An 11,264-nucleotide genomic window follows, 5' to 3' on the forward strand; every position below is an offset into this window, starting at 1 on the left:
CCACTTACCCAAGTTACGCCTTAAATTTGGCTCAATTAGGGGCGCTTTGCATTTCAAATCTTTGTGCAACAAAGCCGTGTGGCAAATCAAGGTTCAGGTTCAGTGACCAAGTTTCAGGTGCTGAGTGTGACGGGTGCAAAAAATAATTACCGTGCCAAAGTTCGCGCACATGTGGTGAAGTTTGAATCGACTGTACAAGACCAGCATTTGCGCAGGATTGCAGTATTGCCATTCCAGATGGCCGAGAAAAATAACCGACTGGCCAATGACACATCTGCCTATGAGTTTAGTCAGGAATTATCCGATACTTTAGGAAATTATCTGGCTCAAAGCGGACAGTTGAGTGTGGTAGATCGTCATTATCTGGATGAAATGCAGTCTGAAAATGCATTCCTGTATTGGGATGGTGCACCGCATGAGCTGGCGCGTATCGGTCAGAAAGTTGGAGCAGACTATTTACTGGTGGGACGAATTAATGATCTGTCTAGTGCCAGCCATCAGCAAATGTATGGTTTGAATGCCGGCGCTGAACAAGTGCGTTTAAGCTGGCGTGTCATTGAAGCCAATACCAGTAAAGTGGTAGCAGCGGGCACTTTCAATCGAACTCTGTCTAATTTAATGACACAGAATATTCTGACCAATAGTTTAAATGACAGTACGGCGGATAAAATTGCTCAGGGCTTAAACCCGGAAATTTTACAGGGCTTAAAATTACAGCCTGTACAGTCGCAGACTGGTCAATCTTATGATTCATCACCGGGCTATGAAATGACGCCAGGTTCAAGCGATCAACCTGTAAAATGGTAAGTTAATATTAGTTCGAATGATTTTTAACACATAAAGAATCTCTGACCTAAATGCAGGGATTTTTTATGTGTCGCTTTACAAGTAGCTCAAGCCTGCTGAAATTTCAGCTGACGTAACTGGCGGGCATGTTGCAAGGTGGTTTCACTAATCTCTACACCGCCTGTCATTCTTGCAAGCTCCTGAATAATTTCATTTTCCTCAAGGTCAATGATTGTGCTGCTGGCAGGATCAGTCTGCTGTTTTTTTACCAGTAGATGCTGATCAGATTGTGCTGCCACTTGTGCCTGATGGGTAATACACAGAATCTGTACATGCTGGGCCAGATCGGCCAGTAAACGCCCGACAATCTCTGCGGTACCACCACTAATCCCGACATCAATTTCATCAAAGACCAGCACTTCAGCTTCGGTTTTTTCCGCATTCATGACTTGCATCACTAGCGCAATACGCGAGAGTTCACCGCCTGATGCAACCCGGGCCAAAGGCTGTGCCGGAATGCCTTTATTGGCAGTAAACAGCAATTGAATAAAGCTGAGACCTTCACTAGAGGGATGCTCCAAAGGCTCAAACTTGAACTCAAAATGTGCTTCAGGCAATGCCAGTTGTTTGACCTGCTCAGTGAGCTGCTTGGCCAACGGTGCTGCGGCTTCACGGCGAATCTGATCCAGATGTTGGGCTTTATCCAGAAACTCCTGATAAGAAACCGCGACCTGTTCAGCCAGTGTTTCCGGATCTTCCAGTTGATGCAGCTGTTCTAATTCGGTTTGCCAGGCTTCATATTCTTCTTTGAGTAATTCTGGCTGGGTACGATATTTACGTGCCAGACGATGGAAGATTTCTAAAGTCGAATTTAGTACTTCCATGCGTTCCGGATCAAAACTCTGCCGATCCATAAACTGGCGTAAATTCGCTGCTGCATCTTCAAGTTCGCTTTGGGCATTCAGCAGGGAGGTGTAAATTCCGGAAAGCTGTTCGCTACGACCGGCATGTGATTCCATGCGACGTAGAATGGAAGCCAGTTCTTGGGAAATATTCTGTTCGCCTTCATCCAGACTATTCAGGCTATAGACACAGTCCTGCATGATCGCTTCATGATGGGAAAGCCGGTCAAATTCCTGTTCAATCTCCTGATAATCCGTCTGAACAATGTCTTCCAGTTCTTCTAGCTGCAGTTCCAAGGTTTCCATGCGTTGCTTACGGGTCGCTTGTGCATCTAGCGCTGCCTGATGCTGACGAATATTTTTCTGCCAAGTGCTATACGCATCACGTACTGCTTGAGCCGGCGCATAAAAATGATAATAACGATCCAGCCAGTGCTTCGGATAAGGTGGTTCTAATAATTGTTGCTGACTATGCTGGCTATAGAGTTGTACCAGTAAACGCCCAATTTCTTTCAGTTCAGACAGGCTGCTCGGACGTCCATTGATCCAGGCCTTACTACGGCCGGTGGCAAAAATCACCCGGCGTAAATGAATTTCACCTGATTCATCATCCAGCTCATGCTCTTTCAACCAGGCTGCTTCAGGACTGTGTTCCTGATAGCTGAAGCTGGCGGTGACATCCGCCTTTTCCGTACCATAACGCACATAATTGGTATCGGTTCGCTCACCCAGACAGGCAGACAATGCATCCAGTAACAGGGATTTACCTGCACCGGTTTCACCGGTTAAAACGTTAAAACCTTTATCAATATCAATAGCAAGATGCTCGGCTAAAGCAAAATTGATCAGAGTTAAATGTGTCAGCATAAACGCATCCGGGCTGCGAAAAGTTTGATTGAAATAGCCTGATGTTGGATTTGGGTCACAACATGGCTGTGATTATTATAAATCAGGACGAATCAATTTCATTCTATCTTAAATTTTAACGATTCATATATGCTTATTTCACTGTATTTTCGCAAGAAGCTGACTCAGAAGTATGTTAATTCACTGCTGATTTTCATATTTTTGACATCCCCAATCTTTAAATTAAAGACTCAATTGAGCCTGTTTTTAAAAGAGCGCGTGCAGATCGAAACTTAAGTTTATCTATCAGCAAAATACAGGCCAAAACATGCTGTAAATAGAAGGGGTTCAGGTGATACAGAATATTTGATCGACGCCGACAAACTTCGATTGATTAGTTGAGGGTGCACATTTAAACTACAGCAATCAAAATATTACAAAATGCTTTATCTGGAGAAATCGCATGTCAGCTCAGTTTGATCATGTATCGGTACTTAAAAAATCTAATGTATATTTCGGCGGGTTGTGTATTAGCCACATTGTACAATTTGAAGACGGGACCAAAAAAACTTTGGGTGTCATTCTGCCATCAGAAAATGCCTTGACCTTTGAAACACATGTTCCTGAGCGCATGGAAATTGTTTCAGGTGAATGCCGTGTTCAGATTGGCGATAGCGAAGAAAGTGAGTTGTTCCGTGCGGGACAGTCTTTCTATGTGCCGGGCAATAGCCGTTTTAAAATCGAAACCGATGATGTGCTGGACTATGTCTGCCATTTTGAAGGTTAAGTCCAGATTCAAGATCAGTGTAAACCGGGCAAGAAATTTCAGTGCGAATCGGTTAAACTAATCAGCTATAGAAATCCTGTGAAGTCAGCTTTACGGGATTTTTCTTTTGTATATAACTAATCTAGAGGTCGTTCATGGCAAAACCTGAATATTTTTATGGCGTACATTCAGTGGAGTCATTGTTAGAGCTTGAGCCTGAACGTGTCTTGACATTATTCACTCTCAAAGGACGCGATGATCAGCGTTTAAAGCGTGTACTGGAACTGGCTGAACCGTTTGGGATCAGTGTGCAGCAAGCCAGCCGTGACAAACTGGAAAAATTGGCTGGCCAACCCTTTCATCAGGGGGTCGTAGCCGCAGTTCGTGCTCATCCGACCCTGAATGAAAAAGATCTTGAATCACTCTTGAGTGCAAATCCTCAAGCGTTGTTATTGGCTCTGGATCATATTACCGATCCGCACAATCTCGGCGCCTGTATCCGTACAGCCGCTGCAATGGGCGTTGAGGCAGTGATTGCGCCACGTGATCGTTCTGCAACCTTGACCCCAACAGCACGTAAAGTGGCTGCTGGTGGTGCCGATAAAGTCAAATTCATTCAGGTCACTAATCTGGCGCGTACTTTGGGTCAAATCAAAGAAGATTTTAATGTTCGTGTTGTTGGTACCATGCTGGATGAAAAAGCGCTGCCGATCCAGAATTTTGATTTCACTGGTACCGGGGTTTGTGTAGTGATGGGCGCGGAAGATACTGGCCTACGTCCAATTACGCAAAGCCAATGTGATCAGACCGTGTATATTCCGATGGCAGGTAATCTGCAAAGTCTGAATGTCAGTGTGGCTACAGGTATGGCGCTGTATGAAGCCTGCCGTCAGCGTAATCTTTAATTGATGATGGCATTGTCAGATCGTACACAAGGCTATGTTTTTTTAGTTGTTACCATGTGCATCTGGGGCGGTTTTACCTTAACGGCCCGCTTGAATGCGCTTTGGCAGATCAGTGCCTGGGATATCGTGGCTTTGCGTTTTTCTCTGGCATTCCTGATTCTGATGCCGATCTTGCTCTATCGTAAAGAGGCCGCTTTTTTACTGAAAAAAGAGCCTTTTATTCTGGCGATGATTGGCGGGGTGATTTATTGCCTGTTTGCCTATAGTGCTTTTCACTACGCACCTACCGCCCATGCTGCAATTTTCTTGAATGGCTGTATTCCGATCTGTACCGCGATCATGGCTTTTTTTCTGATGGGGCAGGCTTTTGATAAACATACCTGGGCCAGCCTGATCATTATGATCGTAGTACTGTGTCTCATGAGTATGCTGATGTATCGGGAAACTGGTGTGGCCTTTGGGGCAGGGGACGGGCTGTTTTTTATCAGTGCTATACTTTGGGCCATTTTTACCGTTTTATTGCGTAAATATCAGTTAACTGCATGGCAGGCAATGAGCGGTGTGGCGATCTGGTCAGCAGTGGTCTATCTGCCCATTTATCTGCTATTTTTGCCAAAAAACCTGAGTGTGCCTGAACCACAGCATTTGCTATTTCAGACCATCTTTCATGGGGTGTTTGTGGTGATCATTGCCACATTAAGTTATGTAGCGGCAATTAAACGTCTCGGTGCATTTAAGGCAGGTAGTATTACCAATCTGGCACCTTTTATTGCTGCGATTCTGGCTGTGCCTTTATTAAATGAACCGTTAAGCCTGGCGATGGTCTGTGGCTTGCTGGGGATGGCAATTGGTGCCTTACAGCCCTGGCGCTGGCTGCAACATCAGGATAGCCTGACCCAAAAACTGGCAGAACAAAAAAAGCAGTCTCACTAAGACTGCTTTTTTTATGCTTCAAGCGGCTGCCATGTTTAAATATTTTTCATGTAATCCTTGAAGCTGGGCATACAGATGCTGCAGATGACCATCATTCAGGACGATATCATCGGCCATGGCCTGCTTGTTTTCACGGGACATCTGTACGGCAATGATATTACGAATTTGCTCGATGTTCTGGCCGTCACGTTGTGAGGCACGTTCAATTTGCAGCTCGATGGTGGCGTCAATCAGTAAAGTATGTTGAGTCAGTTGATGCTGATCGGTTTCAAACAGTAGTGGTGAAACCAGAATGGCATAGGGACTTTGTGCGGCCTGCAACTGCTGAATAATCGAGGTGCGAATTGCGGGATGGGTAATATTTTCCAACGTCTTACGTGCTTCGGGAGACTGGAAAATATGCTCGCGCAAGCCACGCCGATCCAGTGAGCCGTCTTCAAGCAAGACCCACGCACCGAAAGCCTGCTCAATCTGGGCCAGTGCTGGTTGTCCAATTTCGACCACTTCACGTGCCACCACATCGGCATCGACCACGACAATGCCTTGTGCTTCAAACCATTGACTGGCAGCAGACTTGCCACTACCAATCCCGCCGGTTAATCCAAGTATAAATTTCACTTTATTGACCTAAATACACTTTCATAATCTGCTCACCCCAGAGAAAAGCAATCCAGCCGGCAATCGCGATATAGGGACCAAAGGCAAAAGGCTGATTTTCCTTGCGGACTTTCAGCAGGATAATCCCGATAATCGCACCGACCAGAGAAGACAGCAGTACAATTAAAGGCAGTAACAGCGGTCCCATCCAGGCACCCAGGGCAGCAAGTAGTTTAAAATCGCCATAGCCCATACCTTCCTTGCCGGTAACGATTTTAAATACATAATACACCACCCACAGACACAGGAAACCAATGATATAGCCCCAGATGGCAGAGCCGGGTGAGGTATAAAGTGCATAACTATTCACGCCCAGACCCAGCGCGGCAAGGGGCAGGGTATAACGGTCGGGTAATAGCTGAGTATCAAAATCAATAAAGGTTAGTGCAATCAGTACATAGGTCAGGATCAGGCCAAACAGCATTTGCAGCGTTGCACCAAATACTGCTACAACCATCAGTGCACAGGCCGCGGTCAGAAGCTCAATAAATGGATAGCGGATACTGATCGGATTCTGGCAGTTGCCACACTTGCCACGCAAGAGCAGCCAGCTGATGACTGGAATATTCTGGTACCAGCGGATCGTTTGATGACACTTGGGACAAGTTGAAGCCGGTTTGCTTAAACTTAATTTGCTTTCATCAATAATCGGCTGTTCAGGATGCAGGAACAGCTGGCAATCGTGACGCCATTCCTGTTCCATCATCTTGGGGGTCCGGTAGATCACTACATTCAGGAAACTACCGATACATAAACTAAAAAGCCCAACTGCGATATATAGCGCGGTCGGGTTTTGACTGAAATACTGAATAAGATCTTGCATTAAACCACAGAACCCATTTGGAAGATTGGAAGGTACATGGCAATGACCAGGCCGCCGACGAGTACACCCAAGACTGCCATAATCAACGGCTCCATCATAGAGGTGAGGCCATCTACAGCATTGTCGACTTCATTTTCATAATGTGTCGCGACTTTGTCCAGCATGGCATCCAGTGCACCTGATTCTTCGCCAATGGCGACCATTTGCACTGCCATAGACGGGAACTTGTTGGTCACGCGCATGGCAAACTGTAATTGCTGGCCAGTGGCAACATCTTCACGGATTTTCATGACGGCATCTTCATAGACCACGTTATTGGTGGCACCCGCGGTAGATTCCAGCGCGTCAATCAGAGGGACACCAGCTGCGAAGGTGGTGGCCAGGGTACGGCTATAACGTGCGATAATCGCTTTATAAACCAGATCACCAAAAATCGGCGCTTTCAAGGCAGCTTTATCCAGAAAATCGCGGAATTTTTTACTACGTTTTTTGGCTTCCAGAAAAGCCGTAATCACAGCTCCAATGGCAATAATCAGCAGGAACCAGTACTTTTGCATCCATTCCGACATATTCACCACCATTTTGGTAAAAGCCGGCAGATCCGCGCCAAATGAAGAGAATAAATCCTGGAAAACCGGGACCACTTTCACCATCAGAATAATGGTCACAATTAATGCAACTACGACTACTGCAGCCGGATACTTCATGGCTTTTTTGATTTTTTGCTTGAGTAGTTCGCTTTTTTCTTTATAGATCGCGACACGATCCAGCATGGTTTCCAGCGCACCGGACTGTTCACCTGACTCGACCAGCGAACAGAATAGGTTGTCGAAATATTGTGGATATTTGCGCAGTGCTCCGGCAAAAGTATTACCGCCTTCAACCTCACCTTTAATTCCTAGTACAACTTCACGCATCGCCGGATTTTCCAGACCTTCTGCGACAATTTCAAAGCCTTGTACCAGTGGTACCCCGGCTTTCATCATGGTCGCCAATTGTCGGGTAAAAATGGTGATATCCAGTGTGCTGACACGTTTTTTCATTAAGCCTTCGAGAATATTTTTTTTCTTTTCCCGAATGGTCTTGATGCTGATACCTTGTTTTCGAAGGGTGACCTTGGCCAAAGCCATATTTTTTGCTGGCAATTCCCCCTTGATCTTTGCCCCTTTACGATCAATTCCTTCATAGCTGAAGATCGGCATCATCTGGCCTTTCTTTACTGCTGCCATACCTTTATCCTTATTTTAGATCAGCGCCCGATCATTCGCTGGTGACACGATTGACTTCCTGTAAAGAAGTCACCCCCTGCATCACCTTGATTAAACCTGACCGGCGTAAATTGTTAAAACCTGCACGTGCGGAAGCATCGGCAATTTCAAGTGCATTGCCGTCCTCCATAATAATTCTGGAAATTTCGGGTGTTACTTTCATAACTTCATAAATACCCACACGACCCTTATAGCCTTCGCGACATTCATTGCAGCCCACCGGTTCATAAATTTGGAACTCAGGTTGCTGCAGGTCCGTTTCGGTAAAGCCCATTTCTAATAAGCTCTGTTGTGGAATATCGGCAGGTTTCTTGCATTGCGAACACAAGCGACGTGCCAGTCGTTGTGCAATAACTAGATTCACCGAGGTGGCAATGTTAAAAGAAGGTACCCCCATATTACGTAAACGGGTCAAGGTCTCAGGCGCACTATTGGTATGCAGCGTCGACATCACCATATGACCAGTCTGCGCCGCTTTAATCGCAATCTCGGCAGTTTCCAGATCCCGGATCTCACCGACCATGACGATATCCGGGTCTTGACGTAAGAATGACTTCAGTGCGGCAGAGAAGGTTAGGCCAACTTTATTGTTGACGTTAACCTGATTAATCCCTTGCAAGTTAATCTCGACCGGATCTTCCGCTGTCGAAATATTGGTATCTTCACGGTTTAAGATATTCAGACCGGTATACAGTGAAACGGTTTTACCGGAACCTGTCGGGCCGGTGATTAGCAACATCCCTTGCGGTTTGTCCAGCGCCTGCATAAACAGTTCTTTTTGTTCCGGTTCATAGCCCAGAGCATCAATCCCCAGCATCGCGCTGGAGGGATCTAGAATACGCAGTACCAGTTTCTCACCAAACAGGGTAGGGAGAGAGTTAACACGGAAATCAATGGCTTTATTCTTAGAAAGTTTTAACTTAATACGACCATCTTGCGGTACACGCTTTTCCGAAATGTCCATTTGCGACATAACCTTAAGACGCGAAGACAGGCGGTTTGCCAGCTGTAAGGGCGGGGTTGCAATCTGACGTAGAACACCATCGACCCGGTAACGTACCCGATAGATTTTTTCATAAGGTTCAAAGTGTAGATCTGAAGCGCCCATACGGATCGCATCAATCAGCAATTTATTAATATATTTGACAATTGGTGCTTCATCACCTTTATTGCTTTCTTCATCTTCTTTATTTGGATCTGAGGTGTCGATATCGACATCCAGATCGAAATCTTCATCAAACTCAAAGGTACTTTCTTCGGTAAAATTCTGCTCGATCAGTTTTTCAAGTTTATTGTGTTCAACAATAATGGTTTCAATATTGAGTTTAGTCGAAAAACGGACTGCATCAATCGCTTCGATGTTGGTCGGGTTGCTGGTTGCAACATATAAAATACTGGAATTTTTAAAAATCGGCAGGATGCGATGCTTGGTAATCAGCTTTTCATCAATCGCATCGCGCAAAATTTGGGCAGGATCATAGGCACTGATATCAAACAACGGTTCGCCAAATTCCACTGAAATCGTTTCAGCAATGACGGTCGGAGAAAGCTGCTGCTGGTTAATTAACTCAGCCACAATATCGACTTTTTCTTGTTTGGCATGCGCCAACGCACTGCGCATATCTTCAGCTGAGATGACGCCTTCCTCGACCAAACGACGAATAAATCCGGTAAATCTTGGCGACCCCTGTAATGCTGTCATGCTATAAATGCCTACTCATCAAATTCTTTTAATTGCTATACTAAAATTATACGTTTGTTACGTAAAAATACCATAGCCAAGAGTGCCGCTAGCTTCCTCATCTCCAGTAAAAGCATGAACTGGTTAGAAGAAGTCCCCATTTTTTTAAGTGATAACAAAAAATAACCATTTTGGATAGTCTAAACCGAGAATGAGTGATAAGAAAACTATTCTTTTAATTTTCCAATTCCGTGTAGAATGTGCCCAATTCAAAATATGTAAATGAAATAGGTTAATTATGTCGGTTTCGACGATTACCCCTTGGGTGATAGGTAACTGGAAAATGAATCCGGTGCAGGCAGAGGCATTGAGCTTGGTGCGTGGTATTAAGAATTTGCTGGAAACTGCGCCAATTGCCGAAGATCGATGTTATTTAGGTGTGGCACCGATTGCCATTGCCTTAAGTCAGATTCAGGCAGAGCTGTCATCTGCGGTTCGTCCGATTTATACTGTAGCACAAGATGTTTCACGTATTTCAGGAACGGGTGCCTATACCGGTGAAGTCAGTGCTGAATTACTCGCAGACAGCCAAATCCAGTATGTACTGGTAGGTCATTCTGAGCGCCGTGAAATATTTGCGGAAAATACTGATATTTTAAATGCTAAAATCAAAAATGCTTTAAGTGCTGGTTTGACGGTAATTTATTGTGTCGGTGAAAGCCTGGAACAACGTGAAGCAGGGCAGGCAGAAACTGTAGTATTGCAACAAATTTGTGATATCGCTGCTGTGGTTGAAGCCGAACAATGGAAAAATATCGTGATTGCTTATGAACCGATCTGGGCAATTGGAACCGGTAAAACAGCTTCTCCTGAAGATGCACAGGCCATGCATGCACAAATCCGTCAAGGTTTAAGCCAGATTACGGGCTATGGCGAGAGTATGGCGATTCTATATGGTGGTAGTGTCAAGCCGGAAAATGCAGTAGAGTTAGCAGCCTGCCCAGATATCAATGGGGCATTGGTCGGTGGTGCATCACTCAATGCTGAGTCGTTCCATAAAATTGCTCATGCATTTGCAAATACACAATAATTAGGAGTTGAGCATGCAAACTTTTGTGCTGGTAGTACATATTATCTTAGCTGTTTTGATGATTGTCTTGATTTTGGTTCAGCATGGTAAAGGTGCAGATGCTGGTGCCTCTTTCGGCGGTGGTGGTGCAGCGACAGTATTTGGAGCATCGGGTTCGGGTAATTTCATGACCCGTTTGACTGCAATTTTTACTGCACTGTTTTTCGTAACCAGTCTGACTTTGGCGATTTTAGCCAAGCAACAAACCTCGAATGCCTATAGTTTGGGATCGGTTCAGTCTGCGCCGACCACACCTGTACAATCGAATAAAACTTCACCAACTGCACCAGAAACGACCGAATAGTTTTAATTAATCCTTTCTTTTTTTCAGTGATACGACTAGAATGCGTCACAGCTGCGGTGGTGGTGGAATTGGTAGACACGCTACCTTGAGGTGGTAGTGCTTTCGGGCGTGGGGGTTCAAGTCCCCCCTTCCGCACCAACTTATAATCCAGAAATTTAAGTTGGTGTATGCAGCTGAAAAAACTTCTGTTGATGCGGGATGGAGCAGTCTGGTAGCTCGTCGGGCTCATAACCCGAAGGTCGTTGGTTCAAATCCAGCTCCCGC

11 protein-coding genes and 1 tRNA gene are annotated in these 11,264 nt (G+C 45.3%); 7 read left to right on the forward strand and 5 right to left on the reverse strand.

What is annotated here, in order from left to right:
* The first annotated feature begins 63 nt into the window (after positions 1 to 63).
* Positions 64 to 807: a CsgG/HfaB family protein gene (locus tag PV763_RS11795; protein ID WP_420937882.1), complete on the forward strand. Its 744-nt coding sequence runs from the start codon at positions 64 to 66 to the stop codon at positions 805 to 807.
* Between the two features lie 86 nt (positions 808 to 893).
* Here PV763_RS11795 and recN read toward each other — a convergent pair whose 3' ends face one another.
* Positions 894 to 2,555, reverse strand: coding sequence for a DNA repair protein RecN (gene recN / locus PV763_RS11800; RefSeq protein ID WP_180076075.1), 1,662 nt, complete (start codon positions 2,553 to 2,555; stop codon positions 894 to 896).
* A 442-nt stretch (positions 2,556 to 2,997) separates the two neighbouring features.
* Between recN and PV763_RS11805 the strand changes: the two genes are divergently transcribed.
* From PV763_RS11805 to PV763_RS11815, 3 genes are all read left to right on the forward strand, one after another.
* Positions 2,998 to 3,321 carry a pyrimidine/purine nucleoside phosphorylase gene (locus PV763_RS11805; protein WP_004281089.1) on the forward strand — a complete coding sequence of 108 codons (324 nt, stop codon included), beginning with the start codon at positions 2,998 to 3,000 and terminating at the stop codon, positions 3,319 to 3,321.
* 134 nt (positions 3,322 to 3,455) lie between these two features.
* Positions 3,456 to 4,205, forward strand: coding sequence for a 23S rRNA (guanosine(2251)-2'-O)-methyltransferase RlmB (rlmB, locus tag PV763_RS11810; protein ID WP_005101440.1), 750 nt, complete (start codon positions 3,456 to 3,458; stop codon positions 4,203 to 4,205).
* 6 nt (positions 4,206 to 4,211) lie between these two features.
* The gene (locus tag PV763_RS11815) at positions 4,212 to 5,138 is read left to right on the forward strand and encodes a DMT family transporter (protein WP_420937888.1); all 927 of its coding nucleotides are present in this window, start codon (positions 4,212 to 4,214) and stop codon (positions 5,136 to 5,138) included.
* 18 nt (positions 5,139 to 5,156) lie between these two features.
* Here PV763_RS11815 and coaE read toward each other — a convergent pair whose 3' ends face one another.
* Genes coaE through pilB form a run of 4 tightly spaced genes read right to left on the reverse strand, consistent with a single transcriptional unit; the run spans position 5,157 to position 9,588 of the window.
* The gene (gene coaE / locus PV763_RS11820; RefSeq protein ID WP_420937883.1) at positions 5,157 to 5,756 is read right to left on the reverse strand and encodes a dephospho-CoA kinase; all 600 of its coding nucleotides are present in this window, start codon (positions 5,754 to 5,756) and stop codon (positions 5,157 to 5,159) included.
* Position 5,757: 1 nt separating this feature from the next.
* Complete coding sequence (locus tag PV763_RS11825) at positions 5,758 to 6,618, reverse strand: prepilin peptidase (protein ID WP_420937884.1); 861 nt, start codon at positions 6,616 to 6,618, stop codon at positions 5,758 to 5,760.
* Positions 6,618 to 7,847 carry a type II secretion system F family protein gene (locus PV763_RS11830; protein ID WP_222110693.1) on the reverse strand — a complete coding sequence of 410 codons (1,230 nt, stop codon included), beginning with the start codon at positions 7,845 to 7,847 and terminating at the stop codon, positions 6,618 to 6,620. The genes PV763_RS11825 and PV763_RS11830 overlap by 1 nt, the downstream gene beginning before the upstream one ends.
* A 31-nt stretch (positions 7,848 to 7,878) precedes the next feature.
* Complete coding sequence (gene pilB, locus PV763_RS11835; RefSeq protein WP_420937885.1) at positions 7,879 to 9,588, reverse strand: type IV-A pilus assembly ATPase PilB; 1,710 nt, start codon at positions 9,586 to 9,588, stop codon at positions 7,879 to 7,881.
* A gap of 277 nt (positions 9,589 to 9,865) precedes the next feature.
* Here pilB and tpiA point away from each other — a divergent pair, with 277 nt between their 5' ends.
* From tpiA to PV763_RS11850, 3 genes are all read left to right on the forward strand, one after another.
* Positions 9,866 to 10,657 carry a triose-phosphate isomerase gene (gene tpiA / locus PV763_RS11840; RefSeq protein ID WP_420937886.1) on the forward strand — a complete coding sequence of 264 codons (792 nt, stop codon included), beginning with the start codon at positions 9,866 to 9,868 and terminating at the stop codon, positions 10,655 to 10,657.
* Between the two features lie 13 nt (positions 10,658 to 10,670).
* Positions 10,671 to 11,000: a preprotein translocase subunit SecG gene (gene secG, locus PV763_RS11845; RefSeq protein WP_420937887.1), complete on the forward strand. Its 330-nt coding sequence runs from the start codon at positions 10,671 to 10,673 to the stop codon at positions 10,998 to 11,000.
* A 53-nt stretch (positions 11,001 to 11,053) separates the two neighbouring features.
* Positions 11,054 to 11,138: transfer RNA gene (locus PV763_RS11850), tRNA-Leu, on the forward strand.
* Positions 11,139 to 11,264: the final 126 nt, after the last annotated feature.

The organism is Acinetobacter sp. AS5, from assembly GCF_048957595.1.
Lineage (GTDB): Bacteria > Pseudomonadota > Gammaproteobacteria > Pseudomonadales > Moraxellaceae > Acinetobacter.

Bases quoted from the DNA above. Each gene is read 5' to 3' on its own strand.
- recN (WP_180076075.1), bottom strand. From the start codon at position 2,555: ATGCTGACACATTTAACTCTGATCAATTTTGCTTTAGCCGAGCATCTT.
- PV763_RS11805 (WP_004281089.1), top strand. From the start codon at position 2,998: ATGTCAGCTCAGTTTGATCATGTATCGGTACTTAAAAAATCTAATGTA.
- rlmB (WP_005101440.1), top strand. From the start codon at position 3,456: ATGGCAAAACCTGAATATTTTTATGGCGTACATTCAGTGGAGTCATTG.
- PV763_RS11815 (WP_420937888.1), top strand. From the start codon at position 4,212: ATGGCATTGTCAGATCGTACACAAGGCTATGTTTTTTTAGTTGTTACC.
- PV763_RS11825 (WP_420937884.1), bottom strand. From the start codon at position 6,618: ATGCAAGATCTTATTCAGTATTTCAGTCAAAACCCGACCGCGCTATAT.
- PV763_RS11830 (WP_222110693.1), bottom strand. From the start codon at position 7,847: ATGGCAGCAGTAAAGAAAGGCCAGATGATGCCGATCTTCAGCTATGAA.
- pilB (WP_420937885.1), bottom strand. From the start codon at position 9,588: ATGACAGCATTACAGGGGTCGCCAAGATTTACCGGATTTATTCGTCGT.
- tpiA (WP_420937886.1), top strand. From the start codon at position 9,866: ATGTCGGTTTCGACGATTACCCCTTGGGTGATAGGTAACTGGAAAATG.
- secG (WP_420937887.1), top strand. From the start codon at position 10,671: ATGCAAACTTTTGTGCTGGTAGTACATATTATCTTAGCTGTTTTGATG.